17 protein-coding genes and 1 pseudogene are annotated in these 20582 nt (G+C 70.4%); 13 read left to right on the top strand and 5 right to left on the bottom strand.

The window, feature by feature from the left end; genetic code table 11:
• Positions 1–19 precede the first annotated feature (19 nt).
• Positions 20–1501 (bottom strand): DEAD/DEAH box helicase, encoded by a 1482-nt coding sequence (locus tag JOB34_RS04625; RefSeq protein WP_208051599.1) that lies wholly within the window; start codon positions 1499–1501, stop codon positions 20–22.
• Positions 1502–1784: 283 nt separating this feature from the next.
• Between JOB34_RS04625 and JOB34_RS04620 the strand changes: the two genes are divergently transcribed.
• Positions 1785–3236 carry an NAD(P)/FAD-dependent oxidoreductase gene (locus JOB34_RS04620; protein ID WP_208051707.1) on the top strand — a complete coding sequence of 484 codons (1452 nt, stop codon included), beginning with the start codon at positions 1785–1787 and terminating at the stop codon, positions 3234–3236.
• A gap of 151 nt (positions 3237–3387) precedes the next feature.
• Here the strand turns inward: JOB34_RS04620 and JOB34_RS18045 are convergent, their stop codons facing one another.
• Entirely contained in the window at positions 3388–4386 is a 999-nt protein-coding gene (locus JOB34_RS18045; RefSeq protein ID WP_347813719.1) for a helix-turn-helix transcriptional regulator, read from the bottom strand.
• Positions 4387–4508: 122 nt separating this feature from the next.
• On the opposite strand from JOB34_RS18045, the gene JOB34_RS04610 reads away from it, so the two are divergent.
• Positions 4509–4757, top strand: a complete 249-nt coding sequence (locus JOB34_RS04610; protein WP_179478734.1) for a hypothetical protein — start codon at positions 4509–4511, stop codon at positions 4755–4757.
• A gap of 24 nt (positions 4758–4781) precedes the next feature.
• Here the strand turns inward: JOB34_RS04610 and JOB34_RS04605 are convergent, their stop codons facing one another.
• Complete coding sequence (locus JOB34_RS04605) at positions 4782–5651, bottom strand: alpha/beta fold hydrolase (protein WP_208051598.1); 870 nt, start codon at positions 5649–5651, stop codon at positions 4782–4784.
• A gap of 59 nt (positions 5652–5710) precedes the next feature.
• Here JOB34_RS04605 and JOB34_RS04600 point away from each other — a divergent pair, with 59 nt between their 5' ends.
• Entirely contained in the window at positions 5711–7021 is a 1311-nt protein-coding gene (locus tag JOB34_RS04600; RefSeq protein ID WP_347813718.1) for an MFS transporter, read from the top strand.
• Positions 7022–7094: 73 nt separating this feature from the next.
• Here JOB34_RS04600 and JOB34_RS04595 read toward each other — a convergent pair whose 3' ends face one another.
• On the bottom strand, positions 7095–7685 hold the full coding sequence (locus JOB34_RS04595; protein ID WP_208051597.1) for an inorganic diphosphatase: 591 nt from the start codon (positions 7683–7685) through the stop codon (positions 7095–7097).
• A gap of 99 nt (positions 7686–7784) precedes the next feature.
• Here JOB34_RS04595 and dacB point away from each other — a divergent pair, with 99 nt between their 5' ends.
• Positions 7785–9212 carry a D-alanyl-D-alanine carboxypeptidase/D-alanyl-D-alanine-endopeptidase gene (gene dacB, locus JOB34_RS04590; RefSeq protein ID WP_208051596.1) on the top strand — a complete coding sequence of 476 codons (1428 nt, stop codon included), beginning with the start codon at positions 7785–7787 and terminating at the stop codon, positions 9210–9212.
• Between the two features lie 269 nt (positions 9213–9481).
• Entirely contained in the window at positions 9482–10852 is a 1371-nt protein-coding gene (locus tag JOB34_RS04585; protein ID WP_208051595.1) for an HNH endonuclease signature motif containing protein, read from the top strand.
• Positions 10853–10920: 68 nt separating this feature from the next.
• On the opposite strand, the pseudogene JOB34_RS04580 reads toward JOB34_RS04585, so the two are convergent.
• Positions 10921–12591: pseudogene (locus JOB34_RS04580) on the bottom strand (carboxylesterase family protein).
• Positions 12592–12919: 328 nt separating this feature from the next.
• Here JOB34_RS04580 and JOB34_RS04570 point away from each other — a divergent pair.
• From JOB34_RS04570 to JOB34_RS04535, 8 genes are all read left to right on the top strand, one after another.
• Positions 12920–13972 carry a zinc-dependent metalloprotease gene (locus JOB34_RS04570; protein ID WP_208051592.1) on the top strand — a complete coding sequence of 351 codons (1053 nt, stop codon included), beginning with the start codon at positions 12920–12922 and terminating at the stop codon, positions 13970–13972.
• A gap of 18 nt (positions 13973–13990) precedes the next feature.
• Positions 13991–14977, top strand: a complete 987-nt coding sequence (tilS, locus tag JOB34_RS04565; RefSeq protein WP_208051591.1) for a tRNA lysidine(34) synthetase TilS — start codon at positions 13991–13993, stop codon at positions 14975–14977.
• A 4-nt stretch (positions 14978–14981) separates the two neighbouring features.
• Positions 14982–15533: a hypoxanthine phosphoribosyltransferase gene (gene hpt / locus JOB34_RS04560; protein WP_179478744.1), complete on the top strand. Its 552-nt coding sequence runs from the start codon at positions 14982–14984 to the stop codon at positions 15531–15533.
• A gap of 176 nt (positions 15534–15709) precedes the next feature.
• Complete coding sequence (gene ftsH / locus JOB34_RS04555; RefSeq protein ID WP_208051704.1) at positions 15710–17746, top strand: ATP-dependent zinc metalloprotease FtsH; 2037 nt, start codon at positions 15710–15712, stop codon at positions 17744–17746.
• The gene (gene folE / locus JOB34_RS04550) at positions 17724–18311 is read left to right on the top strand and encodes a GTP cyclohydrolase I FolE (protein WP_179478746.1); all 588 of its coding nucleotides are present in this window, start codon (positions 17724–17726) and stop codon (positions 18309–18311) included. Before ftsH ends, folE begins: the two co-directional genes overlap by 23 nt.
• Complete coding sequence (folP, locus tag JOB34_RS04545; protein WP_347813717.1) at positions 18308–19138, top strand: dihydropteroate synthase; 831 nt, start codon at positions 18308–18310, stop codon at positions 19136–19138. The genes folE and folP overlap by 4 nt, the downstream gene beginning before the upstream one ends.
• Positions 19135–20037 carry a 2-amino-4-hydroxy-6-hydroxymethyldihydropteridine diphosphokinase gene (gene folK, locus JOB34_RS04540; RefSeq protein WP_208051590.1) on the top strand — a complete coding sequence of 301 codons (903 nt, stop codon included), beginning with the start codon at positions 19135–19137 and terminating at the stop codon, positions 20035–20037. The genes folP and folK overlap by 4 nt, the downstream gene beginning before the upstream one ends.
• Positions 20034–20531 carry a DUF3180 domain-containing protein gene (locus JOB34_RS04535; protein ID WP_208051589.1) on the top strand — a complete coding sequence of 166 codons (498 nt, stop codon included), beginning with the start codon at positions 20034–20036 and terminating at the stop codon, positions 20529–20531. The genes folK and JOB34_RS04535 overlap by 4 nt, the downstream gene beginning before the upstream one ends.
• Positions 20532–20582 lie beyond the last annotated feature (51 nt).

The raw sequence follows: 20582 nt of genomic DNA, 5'->3' as shown, positions 1-20582 counted from the left end.
AACAGAGACCGCTGTCGGGTCAGCGCGAGCGGCGGCTGAAGTTCGCCGCCGAGTGGTTGCCGCCCGACGCCGCACCCGCGCCGCGAGAGCCTGAACCCGCAGTGCGGGAGCCGGAGCCTCCGCCGGAGCGGCGAGGACCCGAACCCGACGTCGTACCGCCGGAACCGGAACCGGACCCGTTGCGACGAGGACCGCCGCCCGAGCCACTCGCGGGTCGTCCCGCACCGGAGCCGGCACCGCGACCGCGTCCGCGACCGCCCGCCTGGCCGGTAGCGGGCTTCTTCGGCTGACGCTGCTGCTGTGGGGCGGCCGGCGGAACGTAGCCCTCGACCAGGACGCGCTCGCCCGGGGCGAGTTCGCGCAGCACCGGGTGCTCGGTGTTGGTGACCTGCGTGGTCGTCGGGTGGATGCCCGCGGCCCGGGTGAGGCTGCGGACGTCGCCGCGCTGATCGGGGGTCATCAAGGTGATGACGGAGCCCGCGGCGCCGGCCCGCGCGGTACGACCCGAACGGTGCAGGTACGCCTTGTGCTCCGACGGCGGGTCGGCGTGGATGACCAACGCGACGTCGTCGACGTGGATGCCGCGCGCGGCGACGTCCGTGGCGACGAGGGTATGCACAGCACCGGAGCTGAAGGCCTCCATGTTGCGGGTGCGCGCGTTCTGGCCGAGGTTGCCGTGCAGGTCAACCGCCGGAACGCCACGGCTGTTCAGCTGTCGCGCAAGGGCTTTCGCGCCGTGCTTGGTGCGGGTGAAGACGATGGTCCGGCCCGGTGCCGACGTCAGGTCGACCAGCACCGGCACCCGCAGGTCCTTCTCGAGCCCGAGGACGTGATGGGACATCGCGGCGACGGGGGATTGGGCCGAATCGGCCTCGTGCGTCACCGGCTTGCGCAGGAACTCACGGACCAGGACGTCGATCGCCTTGTCCAGGGTGGCCGAGAAGAGCAGCCGCTGGCCGTCCTTCGGCGTCTGGCGCAGCAGCCGGCGTACGCCGGGCAGGAAGCCGAGGTCGGCCATGTGGTCGGCCTCGTCGAGGATGGTGACCTGCACGTCGTCCAAGCGGCAGAACCCTTGAGAAATAAGGTCTTCGAGGCGACCGGGACAGGCGATGAGGATGTCGACACCGGCCTGCAGGCCGCGCACCTGCGGGTTCTGGCCGACCCCGCCGAAGACGGTCAGGGTGTTCAGGCCCATCGTGCGGGCCAGCGGCTTGATCACGGCGTCGATCTGGGTAACCAGTTCGCGCGTCGGGGCCAGGATCAGCGCGTGCGGTTTGCGGGCCACGCGGGGGCGCTTGGACTCGGCGAGGCGCGCCACCAGCGGGAGGGAGAAGGCCAGCGTCTTGCCGGAGCCCGTACGGCCGCGGCCGAGGACGTCGCGGCCGGCGAGGGAGTCGCGCAGGGTCGCGGCCTGGATGGGAGTGGGCTCGGCGATGCCTTGGCCGGTCAGTACGTCGACCAGGACAGTGGGCACACCGAAGTCAGTGAAAGTTGAGGTCATCAAATCGCGATCTAGAAGAAGTCTCCCCGGACCGACCGGTTCTCCAGGCTGGAGGGCCGCGCATGGAGCGAACTCGACATGCGGATCAATTCGTGGGTGAGACAGACGCCGAACTGATGGACCTCACGATACCGGCGCGAACGCTGTGAGCCGAATCGGCGCGTGCATGCGGAGTGTCTGGACCCCGAGTGGCAGGGATCTGCGTCGAGTGGCATACCTGCAGGAGGTGCATTCGAGACATGGCTATGCCACTCGGGAGGAGGGTGCTGCAAGACTCGACGACATGGTGGGGGAGCGGGACGCAGTCGTCGTGGGAGCGGGCCCCAATGGGCTCGCCGCGGCGGTCACCTTGGCGCGTGCCGGGCTGCGGGTCGACCTGCTGGAACAGGCCGACCGGATCGGCGGAGGAGCGGGCACGCGCGAACTGACGCTGCCGGGCTTCCATCACGACGTCGCGTCCGCGGTGCATCCGATGGCGCTCGCATCGCCGTTCTTCCGGCAGTTCCAGATCGAACGCCGGGTCGACCTGCGAGTGCCGGAGATCTCCTTCGGCCACCCGCTTCCGCACGGGCGCAGCGGCATCGCTTACCGCGACCTGGACCGCACGGCGGACGCGCTGGGGCGTGACGGTGCGGCGTACCGGCGGCTCTTCGCCCCCCTGGTCCGACGGGTGGAGCAGCTGACGCGGTTCACCGGGGAGTCCCTGCTGCAGCTCCCGATCGAACCTGCGGTGACACTCGAATACGGCCTACGAGCGCTCGAACAGGGCTCTCCTGCATGGCGACTGCGTTTCCATGAGGAGGTCGCCCCCGCGATTCTCACCGGCGCGGCCGCGCACACCATCGGGTCCCACCCACGGCTCGCGATGGCCGGCGCCGGGCTGGCGCTCGGCACCCACGCGCATGCTGCCGGGTGGCCGGTGCCGATCGGCGGGAGCCAGGCGATCGCCGACGCGCTCGCTGCGGACTTCGAGGCGCACGGCGGACGCGTCGTCACCGGCACGCGGGTGCGCGACCTGAGTGTGCTGGCCGACTACGACACGGTCGTACTCGACGTGTCGACCAGGCTGCTGGCGAGCATCGGGCGAGACCGCCTGCCGGCCAGGTATCTGGGCGCGCTGCGCCGCTTCCGGCACGGCAACGGCGTGGCCAAGATGGACCTCGCCCTGGACGGGCCGGTGCCGTGGACCGATGCGGAGCTGCGGCGTACGCCGACCATCCACCTCGGCGGCACCCGCCAGCAGATCGCCGCGAGCGAACGGGACGTCGCGAGAGGGCGTCTGCCGGACCGGCCCTACGTGCTGCTCGTGCAGCCGAGCGCCATCGATCCCACCCGCGCGCCGGAGGGCAAGGCCACGCTGTGGGCCTACACCCACGTGCCGTACGACTGCCCGGTCGACCGCACGGAGGTCATGCTCGACATGGTGCAGGAGCACGCACCCGGCATCCGTGATCTCATCCTGGCCCGATCCGCAACACCGGCAAGCAGATTCGGCGACGTGAGCCCCAACTTCGCCGGCGGCGACTTCGCGACGGGTGCTGTCACGATGGCCCAGTTGATCAAGCGGCCCGTGGTGTCCCGCACCCCGTGGCGCACCCCGATCGGCGGGCTCTACCTCGCCTCCTCGGCGACGTCACCCGGCCCGTCGGTGCACGGCCTGAGCGGCTGGTACGCCGCCCGCACGGCTCTGCGTGACCGCTACGGCCTGGGCGCACCCGAGCTGGGCATCGAATGAGGAACGCAGCACCGGCCCAATACCTACTCGCACACCCGCGCTCCCCCTACGGCACACGGTGGGTGCTCCCCCTGGCTCGGGCCGGTGCGGCCTTCCCGGGCTCCATCTTGGAGTGCTGTCACGCCCCGACCCATAGGACTGAGGCCTAGGTTTACGCCTCGGATAGTCCTAGGACCGTGGATGAGGCGACATATCGCAGCTCCGAACGTTGGCTGACGCCTACCTTCTGGAAGACATGGGACAGATGCGTCTTGACGGTCTTCTCGCTGATGACGAGTCGGGCCGCGATCTCTGAGTTGGACAGGCCCTCCTGCACGACCAGCCGCGCGACGGCCGCCTCGCGGTCGGTGAGGGGCGCGTGCGGTCCCGCGGCTGCACCCGGCTCCGTTGCCAACAGTGCCAACTCGGTATCGAAGCGGCCGCACAGCAAGCTGATCGAGCGCAACTGATCGGCCACGTGTTCCACCTCCGCGCCCGACGAGCTGCCCTCCAGGGTCGACGTCGACTGATCGACCTTCGCCTGCAGCCTCCTCAGCCGATCGGAGATGGCATGCACCAGGTCGGCGCTGCGGTCCAGTGCGGTCTCGGACCCGGTGGTCACCAGATCCAGATCGGTGATGTCCTCCGCGTCCCGACTGATGGCCCGGCGCAGTTGCCGCGCCAGCCATTCCACGACAGCCACGCTCTCCTGCGAGAAGTGGCGGGAGGTGTAGCTGAGGGCGGCCAACATGCCGGACACCGAGCCGTCCGGCTCCAGCAAGGGCGCCACGATCGCATCCTGGACGGTCCTGGGGTCGCCGTCCTCGCCGAACGACTTGCCGGAGTGCACGAGACGGCCCCTGTCCTGCGCGAACGTGTAGGTCTTGCCCCAGGTGCGCAGCCAGTGCGACAGGCCGAACTCCCCGAACGACATGACGTCGGGTGCCCCGGGCTTGCCGCGGTCGTAGAGATAGGGGATCACCAGCCGGTTGCTGCCGCGATAGTGGCCGACGTAGCACGCGTCGACGTCGGCCACATGGATCAGAGCGCCGCGGGCCGCCTCGTACAGGCCGTGCACGTCCCCCTGCTCGGTCTGTCGCATGAGCTGACCTGCGCGCCGCAACGCCTGCGCCGTCGCCGGCGAGAAATCCACCTGTGTCCCCGTGCTCATGGCACCGATACTGACATCGAGCGCCGGGTCAGGTGCTCCGCTTCCCCTGGAACGTTCGCGCGTCGCCGTGAATCGCGACGGCTCGCAGAGGGGACCCAGGCCGATGCGCGACAATCGACCTCGTGGTCACCGCATCGCTCCCCGCCTACTCCGCCAAGCTCGACGAGGGCTCGGGTCATGCCATCGGCATCGGACTGGGCTTCTTCGGCCTCGCTGCGATCTTCGTGATCCTCTTCCTGCTGATCGCGTGGGTCGGGCGGATGCGCGATCGGCGGCGCGGCGGTCCGCGCCCTGGGCCGACGCTGCCGGTGCTGGGCACGCCGGGCGACGAGCACGACCCGAAGAACCGTCACCCCGGCGCGTCCCGCTAGGACCAGCCGGCTCGACGCGTCCCGCTAGGACGCGCTGCCGGCCCGCGCGAGGACGGCGTCGGCGACGACCTGCGGCTGCAGCTCGGGCACCCAGTGGTTCTCGTCCACCTCGACGAATCGGTAGTCGGCAGAGACGTAGTCGGCCGTCTTCTCCGCCGCGGCCCTCCCGAGCGCCGCATCACGGGCACCCCAGACGAACGTCGTCGGCACGGTGATCCGCCGGTCGGGTCGCGGCGCGCTCGAGGGCGCCTTCTTCTTCCCCGGCAGCATGCTCTGGCGCATCGCCTTGCTGGCCGGCATCGCGCGATACCAGCCGAGCGGGCCGGTGAGGCTCTGCGGCGTCGGGAAGCGGGCGACGTACGCCGCGGCGCGCTCCTTGGGCATCCCGAGCGCACGGTAGATGCCGAAGAGCCGCTTGTGGGTGAGGCGTTCGGCGAGCCACAGCACCTGGAAGCCGAGCATGTAGAGGCTCTTTCGCGCCTGGTCGCCGTGCCGAAACGCCCACGCCATCGCTTTCGGGTGCGGGGTCGAGCAGACAGTCAGGGACTCCAGCCGGTCGGGATGCCGCCCGGCCATCGCCCACGCGACCGCCCCGCCCCAGTCGTGGCCCACCAGGTGCACGCGCTGGGCGCCGCTCGCGTCGATCAGGGCGAGCGTGTCGCCGAGCAGCTTCTCCAGCGTGTACGACGAGCGGCCGTCCGGGGTCGCACGCGGGGAGTAGCCGCGCTGGTCCGGCGCCAGGGTGCGCAGGCCGGCGTCGTTCAGTAGCGGGGTCACCTCGTCCCAGGCGGTGCGGTCCTGCGGGAAGCCGTGCAGCAGCACCACCACCGGGCCGTCGGCCGGGCCGCGGTCGGTGACGTCGAAGGTCAACCCGTCATGGGTGAAGGTGTCCATGCCCCCACCCAACCGCCTCGACGGCGTCGTGGGAAAGACGCGCTGCGAGAATCGCTCCCGTGACCGACCCGACGCTGCGCTACCCGATCGGCGGACGTCGCGCGTACGCCGTGTGGGCGGGCGGTCTCGCCATCTACGTGCTGGCCGTCTTCAACCGCAGCTCCCTCGGGGTCGCCGGGCTGATCGCCGCGCACCGCTTCCACATCGGCTCCGCGCAGCTGGCGACCTTCGTGATGGTGCAGCTCGGGGTGTACGCCGCCATGCAGGTGCCGGTCGGCGCGCTGCTGGACCGGGTCGGCTCCAAGGTGCTGCTGTCGATCGGCGTGGTGCTGATGAGCCTGGCGCAGCTGGCGTTCGCCTTCGCGCACTCCTTCGCGGTCGGGATCATCGCGCGGGTCTTCGTCGGCATGGGCGACGCCATGACCTTCGTGTCCGTGCTGCGGCTGGTCGCGCTCTGGATACCGCCGGCGCGAACACCCCTGGTAACGCAGATGACCGGCGTCATCGGTCAGCTCGGAGCGCTCGCGGCGGCGACGCCGCTGGTGGCCGTCCTGCGCGGGTACGGCTGGGAGACGAGCTTCCTCATCGCCTCGGCCACCGGCCTCGTCCTCGGGGTGGTGATGGTCCTGGTGGTGAAGGACACGCCATACGCCGCCGCGGAGCGCACCGAGCTGAAGCTGCGTGCGGTGGCGCGGGCCGTGCGTCTGTCGTGGCGTGAGCCGGGCACCCGTCTCGGCCTGTGGTGCCACTTCACGCTGCCGTTCTCCAGCAACCTCTTCACGATGATCTGGGGATTCCCGTTCCTCACCCGCGGCGAAGGCCTCAGCTCCGGCGCGGCGAGCCTTCTGCTGTCGCTGATGGTGATCGTGTCGCTCATCACCAGTCCGCTGCTCGGGATCTACCTCGGCCGGTTCCCCTACTCGCGCTCCACGCTGGTGCTGGGAGCGCTCGGCGCCATCGTCGCGGTGTGGACCGCGGTGCTGCTGTGGCACGGGCGAGCGCCGCTGTGGCTGCTGATCGTGCTCGTCGCGGTGACCGCCGTCGGGTCGCCCGGCTCGATGATCGGCTTCGACCTCGCGCGCAGCTTCAACCCACTGGAGCGGATCGGCAGCGCCACCGGCATCGTCAACGTCGGCGGTTTCGCAGCCTCACTGGCCGCGGTCTTCGCCGTCGGGCTGGTGCTGGACCGGATCTGTCCGGGCGGACCGTCGGCGTACACGACCGCCGGTTTCCAAGGTGCGCTGTCGGTGCAGTACGCGGGGTGGGCGCTCGGGATCGCGATGATCGTGCGCTACCGCCGCAAGACCCGCGCCGTCGTGCACGGCGACGTGGACCGGTGGGCGCATCTCTTGCCCGCTCGCCACCGCTAGACCCCGACCTGCAAAAAATGGGGGTACGCGCGCGCCCGATCGAGCGCGCACGTACCCCCGATGTCGCGGCGGGTCAGCTCTCGGGCTGGGCCGCCTGCGAGCCGTCGCCGGCGCGGTCGATGCCGCGCGCGGTCTCGCCCGCTGCGTGGCCCGGCATCGCCCAGCGCGCGGTCGTCACGCCCTCGGCCTTCGCCTTGTCGAGCGCACCCTGGACGACCTTGTCGGCCTCCTCGACGCCGATCCAGTGCGCACCCTCCTCGACGCTCTTGCCGGGCTCGAGCGCCTTGTAGGTCTCGAAGAAGTGCTGCACCTCCTTCAGCAGGAAGTCGCTGACGTCGCTCAGGTCCTTGACGCCGTCCTGGCGCGGGTCGCCCGCGGGCACGCAGAGGATCTTGTCGTCGCCGCCGGCCTCGTCGACCATCCGGAAGACGCCGATCGCGCGGGCGCGCACGACACACCCCGGGAACGTCGGCTGGTCCAGCAGCACGAGCGCGTCGAGCGGGTCGCCGTCCTCGCCGAGGGTGTCCTCGATGTAGCCGTAGTCCGAGGGGTAACTCATCGCGGTGAACAGCAACCGGTCCAGCCGGATGCGCCCCGTCTCGTGGTCGACCTCGTACTTGTTACGGGTGCCACGGGGGATCTCGATGGTGACGTCGAACTCCATGCGACTTCCTCGAATCTTCGGGTGTGATGATGTCTGCGGCAGGCAGTCTCCCGCACCCGCGGGCCGATCGCGAAACGCCTGCGTGACGAGGGGGTGAGGATGCGCCGTTCCGGCAAGGTCGGGCTCGCCGCAGGGGGAGTCGTGGCCGCGTTGGCGGCGTACGCCACCCTCGACGTGTACGACGTGGTGCCCGGCGTCCTCACCCGTGCCGCGGCGACCCGACCGGCCGTGCCCGTGCCCGTGCCGGGGCACTCGACCGTCGGTCCGTCGGTCGCACCGCCACGCGCGCCGACCGCACCCGACGTCGCCGGCTTCGACACCGGACCCGAGCCCGGCGCCGCCTCCTTGAAGGCACGGATCCAGGCCGCACAGAAGGCCGTCGGTCTCACGTCCAAGGTCACCATGACCGTGCGCGACGCGACGACCGGCACGGACCTCTACGACCAGGGCGCGGGCACCGCGATGACGCCCGCCTCGACGACCAAGCTGCTGACCGCCTGGGCGATCTCGCACACCCTCCCTCTCGAGGGGACGTTCACCACGAAGGTCGTCTCGGCCGCTCCCGGATCCATGGTGCTGGTGGCCGGCGGCGACACCTGCCTCAACCCGAAGGCGGGCAACCCGAACGCCGTGTGCGGTCGCGCCGGGGTCGGGGATCTCGCGACCCAGATCGCCGCCGGGCTGAAGAAGCAGGGACTCAACTCCGTGCGTCTTGCGTACGACGCGTCGTACGCCCCGGGGCCGGCGACCGCACCCGGGTGGGGACAGGACCTGCTCGACATGGGTTTCACCACCCGGATCGCGATGCTCGGGCTGTCGACGCAGCACGCGGAGAGCGGGCCCGCCGTCGCGAACCCCGACGCCAGCACGACCGCCGCGCTCGCAACAGCCCTGCGGGCCAAGGGAATCGCGGCGACCGTCGGTACGCCGGCGACGGCTCCGGTCGGCGCGGCCACCGTGGCCTCGGTGCAGTCGGCGCCGCTGCTCGACCAGCTCGGTTACGCCCTGCAGGAGAGCGACAACGCGATGATCGAGTCGCTCGCCCGCCAGGCGGCGTACCGCTCGGGCACCCGGGCGGACTCCGAGGCGGCGCTGACCCGGTGGCTGTTGGCGCGCCTGGCCGCCGGCGGATTCGATCTGACCGGAGTGAAGCTCGCCGACGTCTGCGGCCTCTCCGACGGCACCACCCTGACGGCCCGGCTGCTCGGCGATCTGCTGGTCGGGGCGACCTCGGGCAAGGACCCGCAGTTCGCCCCGGTGCTCACCCGGCTGGCCGTCGGCGGCTGGAGCGGCACCCTGGGCAACCGGTACGGCACTCCCGCGACGAGGGACGGCGCCGGATGGGTGCGCGCCAAGACCGGCAGCCTGCCGTCGGTGAACTCGCTCGCCGGCACCGTGCTCGACGTGCAGGGACGGCTCCTGGTCTTCGCGATCATCAGCAACGGTCCGCAGCCGCAGGGACCCACGGGGGCCAGGGCGGCCATCGACACGGTGGTCACCGCCATCCACGAATGCGGCTGCCCGTAGGCCCGACTGCGGCGCATGTCGAGCGGTCCAGAGACGGGTGTGGACAACTCCTGGAGCATGCACCTCAACAAGGGGGATGTGGATAGAAATTCCTTGAATCATCATTATCTGCAAGGATATTCGCCACAGCAACCCTTGTGCAGTGTATCGAACAGGCGTATGATTCAGGGTAGATGGCAAGGGGTGCCATCACCGGCGCAGGAGGGGTCATGGCGCAGTCGACGAGCGATACGCATCGGCCTGCTGCGCCGGGTGCCGGTGCTCGGTTGATGGCTTTGCTGGGCGAGTTCGCCACCGCGTTGGAGGAGTGGCCGGTTGCCCTGTGGCAGCTGGACGAAGCGGCGCTGGGTGAGGTGGTCGGGTCGATGCTGCGGATGGGCAGCCGGATGGAGAACGTCGCTGCGTTGGCGACCGCGGATGCGCTGGGCCGCGGGACGGTCGCGAACTCCACCGCGACAGGGGCACCTGCGTGGGTGGCCCGGCAGGCGGCGGGTGTGGAACCGACCGTGACCCGTCGGGTCGGGAGGGTGGGGGTGGACTGTGCCGATCCCCGCAACCACGTCGTGGTTGACGCGTTGGCGAACGGGGCGGCGAGTGTGCCGGTCGCCGACGTGGCACTGCGGGAAGTGCCGCGGATCCTGCCCCGGTTGCCGACCGCGGACCGTGATGACCTGCTCGGCCGCTACCTGAGCCTGTCGGATCACGGGTGTCGGACGCTGCGGCAGTTCAGCACCCGGATCTTGGGGCAGTACGCCCCCGAACGGCTGGTACGGGACGAGGAACATCAGCAGGACTGCGAGTCGGTCTTCTGGGCCGACCTACCGTCCGGCCTGACCCGGTTCGTCGCCGAACTCTCAAGCGGTCACGCCGCGGTGGTCAAACAGGCCCTGCGCGCGCTGTCCGCGCCCGCACCGCAGCCTTGTGCCACCGGCACGGGCGACCCTGACGGCGTGCCGAATACCGGGACGCTGCTGGAAACCGCGACCAGTGCGCCCGAGCGCGACACCCGGACCCCGGCCAAGCGGCGCGCGGATGCCTTGGTGCGCCTGATCGACACCGCGGCCGGCGTGTTGGACGGCACCAGCCCGCGGCCCGTCGGGGAGTTCGGCGGGACCGCCAAGATCCTGGTCACCCTGGATTACAACACCCTGTACGAGGGGCTCCGGGACGCGGGCCAGCTCGGCCAACACGGTTCGGACGAAGACGGATTTGCCCCGACGTACCTTCCGGGCATTGGGCGCACTACCGACGGCGATCACCTCGACGCCGGCACTCTGCGCCGACTCGCGTGCGACGCGGATCTCATCCCCGCAGTCCTCGGCACCGAGTCCGAACCCTTGGACGTCGGCCGCGCCAAACGCCTGTTCACCGGGGGCCTACGGACCGCGATCATTCACCGGGATCAGCACTGCACCTTCCCCGGTTGCGACCGGCCACCGGACTGGTGCGATGCGCATCATGTGCGGCCCTGGTGGGCCGGCGGCGAGACAACACTGACTAACGCAGCCTTGCTGTGCGCCAGGCACCACACGATCGTGCACCGCGACCTGCTGACCGCCACCGTCACGAAGACCGGCGTCACCTGGGACCTCACCCCAGGCCTCATGCCCACCCGACCCGGCCAAGGACCCGCCGCATGACGCTGACGGTGTTCACATCCGTCGACGGATGTGAACGCCGTCAGCGTGCGTTACAACCGATCAAGCGATCAGTAGTGCGTGACCTTGTCCCAGAAGCCGCACTGGTGCAGGGATGCGATCGACGCGGCCGGGCTCACCGAGCTGGACCCGGCGGGCCGCAGCTCCATCACCGGCTTCGAGTACGTCCGGTAGAGCGGCCACGCCGGGGTGTAGTCCGCCATCGGGTTGCCGGTGTGGGCGAAGTAGGTCCACTCCAGCAGCAGCTGGGTCTGCAGGGCCTTCTGGTTGGGATCCAGCTTGGAGGTGTCGAAGTGCACCAGTCCGTTGGTCTCGCTGTGCTGGGCGCCGAGGATCTCGGTCAGTCCCTCGCCGGCCGGATTGTCGGCGTCGTCGTCGATGTCGGCGTACGTCGGGATGTAGCGCGACACCTTCGCGTCCGACTGCAGCATCGGGCACACCGACGCCGAGTCGGCCATGATCGTGCGGTAGGCCACGAACGGCGAGGTGTAGCGGATCAGCGGGTAGAGCCGCTCCACCGTCGCAGCGAGCCCGCCGAACTGCTCACGGACGAGCAGCCGGTACTGGGCCGGCGTCTCGGCCACGACCGGGTGCAGTCCGGGGGTGTTGGTGTAGACGCCGCCGTTGAACTCGTCCCGCCCGATGTCGGTGATGAGATCGACCTTGTTGACGTGACCGGTGGCGAACGCCTTGGCCGGGGACATGGTCAGCGTGGTGCCGTTGACGATCGGGCCGATCGTGCCTCCGGCGGTGGGCTCGACGAACTGCCCGCCCGCGGAGACCAGCTTGTCGACCGGGACCTTGCGCAGGCACGCGGCGACGTCCGCCACATCGCCGCAGCCGACCTTCTTCGCGTACTGCGCGCCGGTCCTCTGGGCCTGCGCCTCGGTGTAGTACGTCGACTTGCAGTCGGCCTTCGACCACACGATGTTGTTCTGGTAGTTGTAGTAGCCGCTGACGCTGATCGCGTGCTGGAAGAGGCCCTTCGCGGTCGGTGAGGCGACCTGATCGCAGGTGCTGGCACCGCCGGCCGACTCCCCGAACACGGTGACGTTGCCCGGGTCGCCGCCGAAGCGGGAGATGTTCTGCTTCACCCAGCGCAGCCCCGCCTGCTGATCCTGGATCCCGTAGTCGCCGGAGTGCGCGCCCAGCGCCTTGTCGGCGAGGAACCCCAGGATGCCGAGTCGGTAGTTCACGAAGACGTAGACGACCTTGCCGGTGCGCACCAGGTTGGAGCCGTCGTCCGTGCGGGCCTCGCCGAGGAAACCGCCACCGTGGATCTCGTACATCACCGGCAGCCGCTCGCCCGGCTTGGCGCCAGCCGGGATCTGCACCTTGACGTTGAGGCAGTCCTCGGTGGTGTTCGTCGTGGGAGGCGACCCGGGCGGGAACCCCGGGCTCGGACACTCCTGCACGGGAGTCGTCGACCGGATGGTCGTGGTTCACGCCTTGTGCGGCACCGGAGCCTTCCAGCGCAGGTTCCCCACCGGCGCCGCGGCGTAGGGGATGCCCTCGTACGTCGTCACCCCGTCGGCCGTCGTACCGCAGACGGCCCCCTTGGTCGTGTGGACCAGGGTGCCCGAGCTGCACGCGGGCGAACTGGTCGCTGCCGTGGCCGCTGGCGTCAGCGAACCGGGAGCTGCTGCCGTGATTGCCACGGCGGCCGCGATCGCAGCCGTACCGGCCAGGGCGGCGTGCACCGACCGTGCTGGAGTGTTCATGGGGTGACTCCTTCGAGGTCAAGGTGTCGGCTCGGGGCGGGTCGGCACCGAAAAAGGGGACGGCCCGACGGCCACCCCCGGCGAAAGATCGGTGAGCGATCTTTCAACCCGCCACTCTGCGCCGGTCGCCACGATGTGGTCAAGATCACACGCGGAGCGGAGCGGAGCGGTCGGTGGTGTGGCCGAGGAGCGGATCGCGGCGACGCGACGCGACGCGTCGGTGACGGCGCTCGGCACGGTCGACGGCGTTCGAGGACTGTCGTGTCGACCGACGCGAACACCGGCAGGGTGGCCGCGCGCCGCGCAGCCGCGGCATACGGTTGAGGGCATGGCCACTTCGGGACGCTCGTACGTCGACTGGGATCTCGCGCGCACGACGGGTCGACGGCTGGTGAGCGACGGCCCCGAGACCACCGCGAAGGACGCCGCGGCCGTCGTCGCGGATCTGCGCCAGGCCGCGGCGAACGCCTCGCAGCCGGTCGCCGACACCGCACGGATGGACACCGGCGGGGCCGCCCGGTCCGACGTCCACGTGGTCGACCGCGGCGGGTGGATCGACGTGAACGTCGACTCGACCGCCGCGCTGCTCTCCCCGGTGCTGGAGAAGGCCACGGCCAAGAAGGCCGCCGGGCCCGTCGCGATCGCGGTCGGCGCGAAGATCACCGGCGCCCAGATCGGGGCGCTGCTCGGCTTCGTGGCACCCAAGATCCTGGGCCAGTTCGACCTCGCGCCGGGCGGCCGCCCGAGCCTGCTGCTGGTCGCGCCCAACATCGTCTCCGTCGAGCGTGAGCTGAACGTCGACCCGACCGACTTCCGCAGTTGGGTGTGCCTGCACGAGGAGACCCACCGGGTGCAGTTCACCGCGGTGCCCTGGTTGCGCGGGCACGTCATCGACCGGTCCCGCGGGTTGATGACCGACCTGATGCCCGACCCGGATGACCTGCAGGAGCGGTTGCAGCACGCACTGAAGGCACTGCCCGACGCCGTGCGAGGTGGCGGCAACGGCCTGATGGACCTGTTCACCACGGCCGAGCAGCGCGAACAGTTGGCCTCGCTCACCGCCGTGATGTCGCTGCTCGAGGGGCACGCCGACGTGGTGATGGACGACGTCGGCCCGAAGGTCGTGCCGAGCGTGGCCGAGATCCGCCGCAAGTTCGACCAGCGACGTAAGGGTGCCGGCGGCGTGGACCGGCTGCTGCGCCGTCTGCTCGGCCTGGAGGCCAAGATGCGCCAGTACCGCGACGGCGCGGTCTTCTGTCGCGCGGTCATCGACAAGGTCGGCGTCGACGGGTTCAACGCGGTGTGGTCCTCGCCGGACACCCTGCCCAGCGCGCGCGAGATCGAGGCACCCGCCGACTGGGTCGCCCGCGTGCACGGCTGAGCACGTCCCCCGCACGAGATGCCCGGCCCGCACCCCGCCGTCGCCGCGACCCGCCTCGCCGTACGACGAGCCGTCGCCGACGCACCCGCCGGGAGCCTGGTGCTGGTCGCCTGCTCCGGTGGGGCCGATTCCCTGTCGCTGGCGGCAGCGGCGGCGTTCGAGCTGCCCAAGCAGGGTCTGCGAGCCGGCGCCGTGGTGGTCGACCACGGGCTGCAGGCCGAATCGGCCCAGGTGGTGCGGAGCGCGGCCGACCACTGCCATGCGCTGGGCCTCGACCCGGTCGAGGTGATCCGCGTCGAGGTCGCGACCGCCGACGGTGACGGCCCTGAGGCGGCGGCCCGCGTGGCCCGGCACGCGGCGTTCAGGGCCGCGCTCCTGCGCCACGACGCCACCCGGCTGCTGCTCGGCCACACGCGCGACGACCAGGCCGAGACCGTGCTGCTGCGGCTGGCACGCGGGTCGGGCACCCGCGCCCTCGCCGGGATGGCGGCCGACGGGCCGGGGCCGCTCCGGCGGCCGTTCCTCCTGAGCGTGGGAAGGGCGCAGACGCGCGCTGCCTGTGCCGCCCTGGACCTGCCGTGGTGGGACGACCCGCACAATGAGGACCCCCGCTTCACCCGCGTCCGGGCCCGCCGCGCGCTGCAGCTCCTGCAGGACGACCTCGGACCGGGCCTGACCGACAACCTGGTCCGCACCGCGATCCTGGCCCGGCAGGACGCTGACCACCTCGACGCGCTCGCGGCGGTCGAAGCGCAGGGCCTCGGTGAGTCCCCCTGGCACGTAGAGGATCTGGAGTCCCTCTCGGACGCGTTGCGCACGCGCGTCTGGCGGCTGCTGATGGCCCGCGCCGGCGCGACCGCCGCGGATGTGGCCGCCGTGCACGTGGCGTCGCTCGATGAGTTGGTGACGCGGTGGCGCGGACAGGGAGCGGTAGACATACCAGGTGGCCTGCGGGTGGCTCGACGTGAGCGGCTGATCGAGGTCGCGCCCCGTCCGGTTGAATAGCGCCATGGATGCATCCGACGCCGGCACCGACCTGGACCACGTGCTCTTCACGGAGGCTCAGATCCACGACAGGCTGCAGGAGCTGGGCGACCGCATCTGGGCCGACTACAAGGACAAGGACCTGTTGCTCGTCGGGGTCCTCAAGGGCGCGGTCCTGGTGATGGCCGACCTGATGCGCACGCTGCCCGGCTCAGCGCCGATGGACTGGATGGCGGTGTCGTCGTACGGATCGGGCACCAAGTCCTCCGGCGTCGTACGGATCCTGAAGGATCTGGACACCGACATCTCCGGCAAGCACGTGCTGATCGTCGAGGACATCATCGACTCCGGCCTCACCCTCAACTGGATCCGCAGCAACCTGCTCTCGCGCGATCCGGCGTCCCTGGAGATCTGCACGCTGCTGCGCAAACCGGACGCCGCCAAGGTCGCGATCGACTGTCGCTACGTCGGATTCGACATTCCCAACGAGTTCGTCGTGGGCTACGGGCTCGACTACGACGAGCGCTACCGCAACCTGCGCGACATCGGCACCCTCGCGCCGCACGTGTACTCCTGAGGCGAAATTCCCTGCATACTCCGCGGAACGTATGACGCACAGCGTGCGTTGGACGTATCGATGCCGTGTCAAGTCTTCGGGCGGGCGCGGTTTAGGATCGTTCGGTCCTCGGTTGTCGGGCTCCTTGCCCGCCGAGCGCCCATGAGCAGGAGGTACGGGGACCACCCCGGCACATGTTGACTATGAAGCGCCTCGTCAAGAACCCCGGCATCTGGATCGTCCTGGTCGTGGTCGTCGGATTCATGATCTACACGTTCGGCAAGGTCGGCGGGTATCAGCAGATCGACACCTCCCGCGCCGAGACACTGATCTCCACCGGCAAGGTGGAATCGGCCAAGCTCACGCCCGACGCGATCAACCTCACCCTGAAGAAGGGCGACGAATTCAGCGGCGACGGCGTCAAGGACGCCTCCCGCGTGCAGTCCAACTACGTCAGCGCTCGCGGCAGCCACCTCGTCCAGCTGCTGGAGAAGACCCCGCCGAGCCAGGGCTTCACCGACGACCCCGGCAAGCAGAACGTCTTCGTCAGCCTGTTGCTGTCGATCCTGCCGTTCATCCTGGTCCTCGGACTCTTCTGGTTGATCCTCAGCCAGATGCAGGGCGGCGGATCGCGGGTCATGCAGTTCGGCAAATCCCGCGCCAAGCTGGCGACCAAGGACATGCCCAAGGTCACCTTCCACGACGTGGCCGGTGCCGACGAGGCCGTCGAAGAGCTGGAGGAGATCAAGGACTTCCTGCAGGCTCCGAAGAAGTTCCTCGACGTCGGGGCGAAGATCCCCAAGGGCGTGCTGCTCTACGGCCCGCCCGGCACCGGTAAGACGCTGCTGGCGCGCGCCGTCGCGGGTGAGGCAGGTGTGCCGTTCTACTCGATCTCCGGTTCGGACTTCGTGGAGATGTTCGTCGGTGTGGGTGCGTCCCGTGTCCGCGACCTGTTCGAGCAGGCCAAGGCGAACTCCCCGGCGATCATCTTCGTCGACGAGATCGACGCCGTCGGCCGGCACCGCGGTGCGGGTCTCGGCGGTGGCCACGACGAGCGTGAGCAGACCCTGAACCAGCTGCTGGTCGAGATGGACGGCTTCGACGTCAAGACCAACGTCATCCTGATCGCCGCGACCAACCGCCCGGACATCCTCGACCCGGCGCTGCTGCGCCCGGGCCGCTTCGACCGGCAGATCGCGGTGGAGGCCCCCGACATGGCGGGCCGTCACCACATCCTGCAGGTGCACGCCAAGGGCAAGCCGATGGTCGACGACATCGACCTGCTGACCGTCGCGCGTCGTACGCCGGGCTTCTCCGGTGCCGACCTGGCCAACGTCCTCAACGAGGCGGCGCTGCTGACCGCCCGCAGCAACGCGCAGATCATCGACAACCGCGCGCTGGACGAGGCGATCGACCGCGTGATGGCAGGTCCGCAGAAGCGGACCCGGGTGATGAGCGCCAAGGAGCGCAAGATCACCGCCTACCACGAGGGTGGTCACGCCCTGGTCGCGTCGGCGCTCAACTACACCGACCCGGTCAGCAAGATCACGATCCTGCCGCGCGGTCGCGCCCTCGGTTACACGATGGTGCTGCCGGCCGACGACAAATACTCCACCACCCGCAACGAACTGCTCGATCAGCTGGCGTACGCGCTCGGTGGCCGGGTGGCGGAGGAGATCGTCTTCCACGACCCCAGCACCGGTGCCTCCAACGACATCGAGAAGGCGACAGGGCTGGCCCGCAAGATGGTCACCCAGTTCGGCATGAGCGAGCGCATCGGGGCCATCAAGCTCGGGTCCGGTGGCGGTGAGGTCTTCCTCGGCCGCGACATGGGTCACGAGCGCGACTATTCCGAGGACCTCGCGGGTGTCGTCGACGAGGAGGTGCGCCGTCTGATCGAGGCCGCGCACGACGAGGCCTGGCACGCGCTGAACGACAACCGCGACCTGCTGGACCAGTTGGTGCTGGAGCTGCTGGAGAAGGAGACGCTCAACGCCGAGGCGCTGGCGGAGCTCTTCTCCACGGTGCACAAGCGACCGCGCCGTCAGGTGTGGCTGTCCAGCGACGCCCGCAACGTCAGCGACCGACCCCCGGTCCTGACTCCGGCCGAGCGCGAGGCGGTCGCCCGCGGCGTCGACCTCGACAAGCAGGATCGCCAGCAGGTCGATGCCCACCCGCCGGAGGCGGTCATCGAGGTGCCGGACGGTGGGTATGTCGACCCCACCGAGGGTTGATCTTCAGCGCGCCGCCGCAGCGGTCCGTGAGCTGCTCTTCGCGGTCGGGGAGGATCCCGACCGCGAAGGGCTGCTCGACACACCGGACCGGGTGGCCCGCGCGTACGCCGAGATCTTCGCCGGCCTGGGTAAGGATCCCGCCGAGGTCCTGAGCCGCACCTTCGACGTGGCTCACGACGAGATGGTCCTGATCCGCGACATCGAGGTCTACAGCACCTGCGAGCACCACCTGCTGCCCTTCCACGGTGTCGCGCACGTCGGGTACCTCCCGCCGAAGGACGGCCGGGTGCCCGGTCTGTCGAAGATCGCCCGGCTCGTAGATCTGTACGCGCGTCGCCCGCAGGTGCAGGAGCGGCTCACCAGCCAGATCGCGGACGCACTGGTCACCCATCTGCACGCGCAGGGTGTGATCGTCGTGGTCTCCTGCGAGCATCTGTGCATGTCGATGCGCGGCGTCCGCAAACCCGGTGCCCTCACCACGACCTCCGCGGTGCGGGGGCAACTGCGCGACGCCACGACGCGCGCCGAGGCGATCAGCCTGATGGCGCCGGATCACCGACGGTGACGGCGCTCCCAGCCCGCCCCGCGACCCGCCCGCTCGTGATGGGGGTCGTCAACGTCACCCCCGACTCCTTCTCCGACGGCGGCCGCTGGTTCGCCGCGGACGCTGCCGTGCGTCACGGCCGCGAACTGCACGAACAGGGCGCAGACCTGGTCGACGTGGGTGGTGAGTCCACCCGACCGGGTGCGCGCCGCCCGGACGAGCGGGAGGAGCTGCGCCGGGTCGTGCCCGTCGTGCGTCAGCTCACCGCCGACGGGGTACGCGTCTCGATCGACACGATGCGCGCCGGGGTGGCGGCCCGTGCCGTCGAGGCAGGGGCGAGCATCGTCAATGACGTCAGCGGCGGCCTGGCCGACCCCGAGATGGCCGCGACGGTCGCGAGCCTCGGGGTGGGGATGGTGGCCATGCACTGGCGCGGCCACAGCCACCAGATGGCCGACCGGGCGGTCTACGACGACGTGGTCGCCGACGTACACCGCGAGCTCGGCGCCCGGGTGGAGGCGCTGCTGTCCGCCGGGATCGCCCGCGATGCCCTGGTCATCGACCCCGGCCTGGGCTTCGCGAAGACGGCTGAGCAGAACTGGACGATCCTGCGCGACATCGCCGCGTTCGAGGAACTGCGTCTGCCGGTCCTCGTAGGAGCCTCGCGCAAGGGGTTCCTGGGCCGGGTCGGATCCGACGCCCCGCTGCCGCCGGACCGGCGCGAAGGGGCGACGACCGCTCTGACGGTGCTGCTGGCGCAGGCCGGTGTGTGGGGCGTGCGGGTGCACGACGTGGCGGCGGCACGGGCGGCGCTCGCGGTGCTGGAGACGATGGGGGCGAGCGAATGAGCGACCGGATCGGGCTGACCGGGATCGCGGCCGAGGCGTGTCACGGGGTGCTGGAGCACGAGAAGCGCGCACCGCAGCGGTTCGTCGCCGACATCGTGCTCGAGTGCGATCTGCGCAGGGCGGGTGCCGACGACGAGTTGGCCTCCACCGTGAGCTACGCCGACATCGCCCAGGGCGCGTACGCCGTCCTCACCGGTGACAGCGTCGACCTGATCGAGACGCTGGCCGAGCGGATCGCGGCCGTCGCGCTCGCACCGGTCGCTGTCGAGGCGGTCGAGGTGACCATCCGCAAGCCGCAGGCACCGGCCGGCGTGCCGTTCGTGGACGAGGTGACCGGCGGCCCGTTCGTGACGGTGCGCAGGGAGCACGACCGGGAGGTCGTGATCGCGCTCGGCGCCAACATGGGCGACCGCGCGGGCACGATGGCGGACGCCGTACGCGCTCTCACGGCGGTCGACGGGCTGGAGGTCGTGGCGTGCTCACCGCTGCTCGAGACGGGTGCGGTCGGCGGCCCGGAGCAGCCGGACTACCTGAACGCGGTCGTCGTCGCACGCAGCCGCCTCGCGCCATGGACCCTGCTCGACGAGCTGCACAGGATCGAGCGCAACCACGGCCGGGTGCGCGAAGTGCGTTGGGGTGCCCGGACGTTGGACCTCGACCTGATCCAGGTCGGAGACTCCACGGATGACTCCGACCTGCGGTTCGAGACCGAGGAGCTGACCCTGCCGCACCCGCGCGCGCACGAGCGGGCGTTCGTCCTCGTGCCGTGGTCGCGGGTCGACGGCACCGCTCAGCTGCGGACCGCCGTCGGCTCCGAGGACATCCGCGAGCTGATCGACGGGCTGCCGGCCGCTGCGCTCGACGGCATCCGTCCCGGACCCGCGTGGGATCCGCTGTGAACGCCGGACAGCTGACCTGGAAGCACGCACTCGGTGTCGCCGCCGTGGTCTTCGTGGTCGCGTACGCCGCCCTCGCCGTGTGGAACGCGCACGGTCACGCGATGCCGCAGAACTCCTGGATCGCCGTGGGAGTCGTGGTCGTCATGGCGGCCATGGTGCTCTTCGCCGGCAACGAGATCCGGATCTATCTCAAGGGCGAGTCCACCCGACCTCCGTCACCGCAGCGGTCGCGCAGCACCCTGGTGGCCGCGCAGGCGTGCATCCTCGCCGGTGCCGCGTTCGCCGGCTGGTACGCCGGGACCGCCGCGGTCGATGCCGGGCGGATGCAGACCACGACGGGCCCGGGCTCGTTCCTGCTGGCCGTCGTGCTGACCGTGGTGTGCGTCGCGCTGGTGGCGAGCGGCCTGGTCGTGCAGTGGTGGTGCAAGCTGCCCGAGGACGACGAGGACAAGAAGCGGCGCACCCCGAAGGGGCCTCCCGGCGAAGTCGTCTGAGCGCGCGCGCTCGACAGCACGCGTTCGTTTCCGCCCACGTCGACGCGGGCG

The organism is Allobranchiibius sp. GilTou38 (genome assembly GCF_017565325.1).
Lineage (GTDB): Bacteria > Actinomycetota > Actinomycetes > Actinomycetales > Dermatophilaceae > Allobranchiibius > Allobranchiibius huperziae.
Note: the sequence above shows the minus strand (reverse complement) of the source record. Positions and strands in the feature narration are given on the sequence as shown.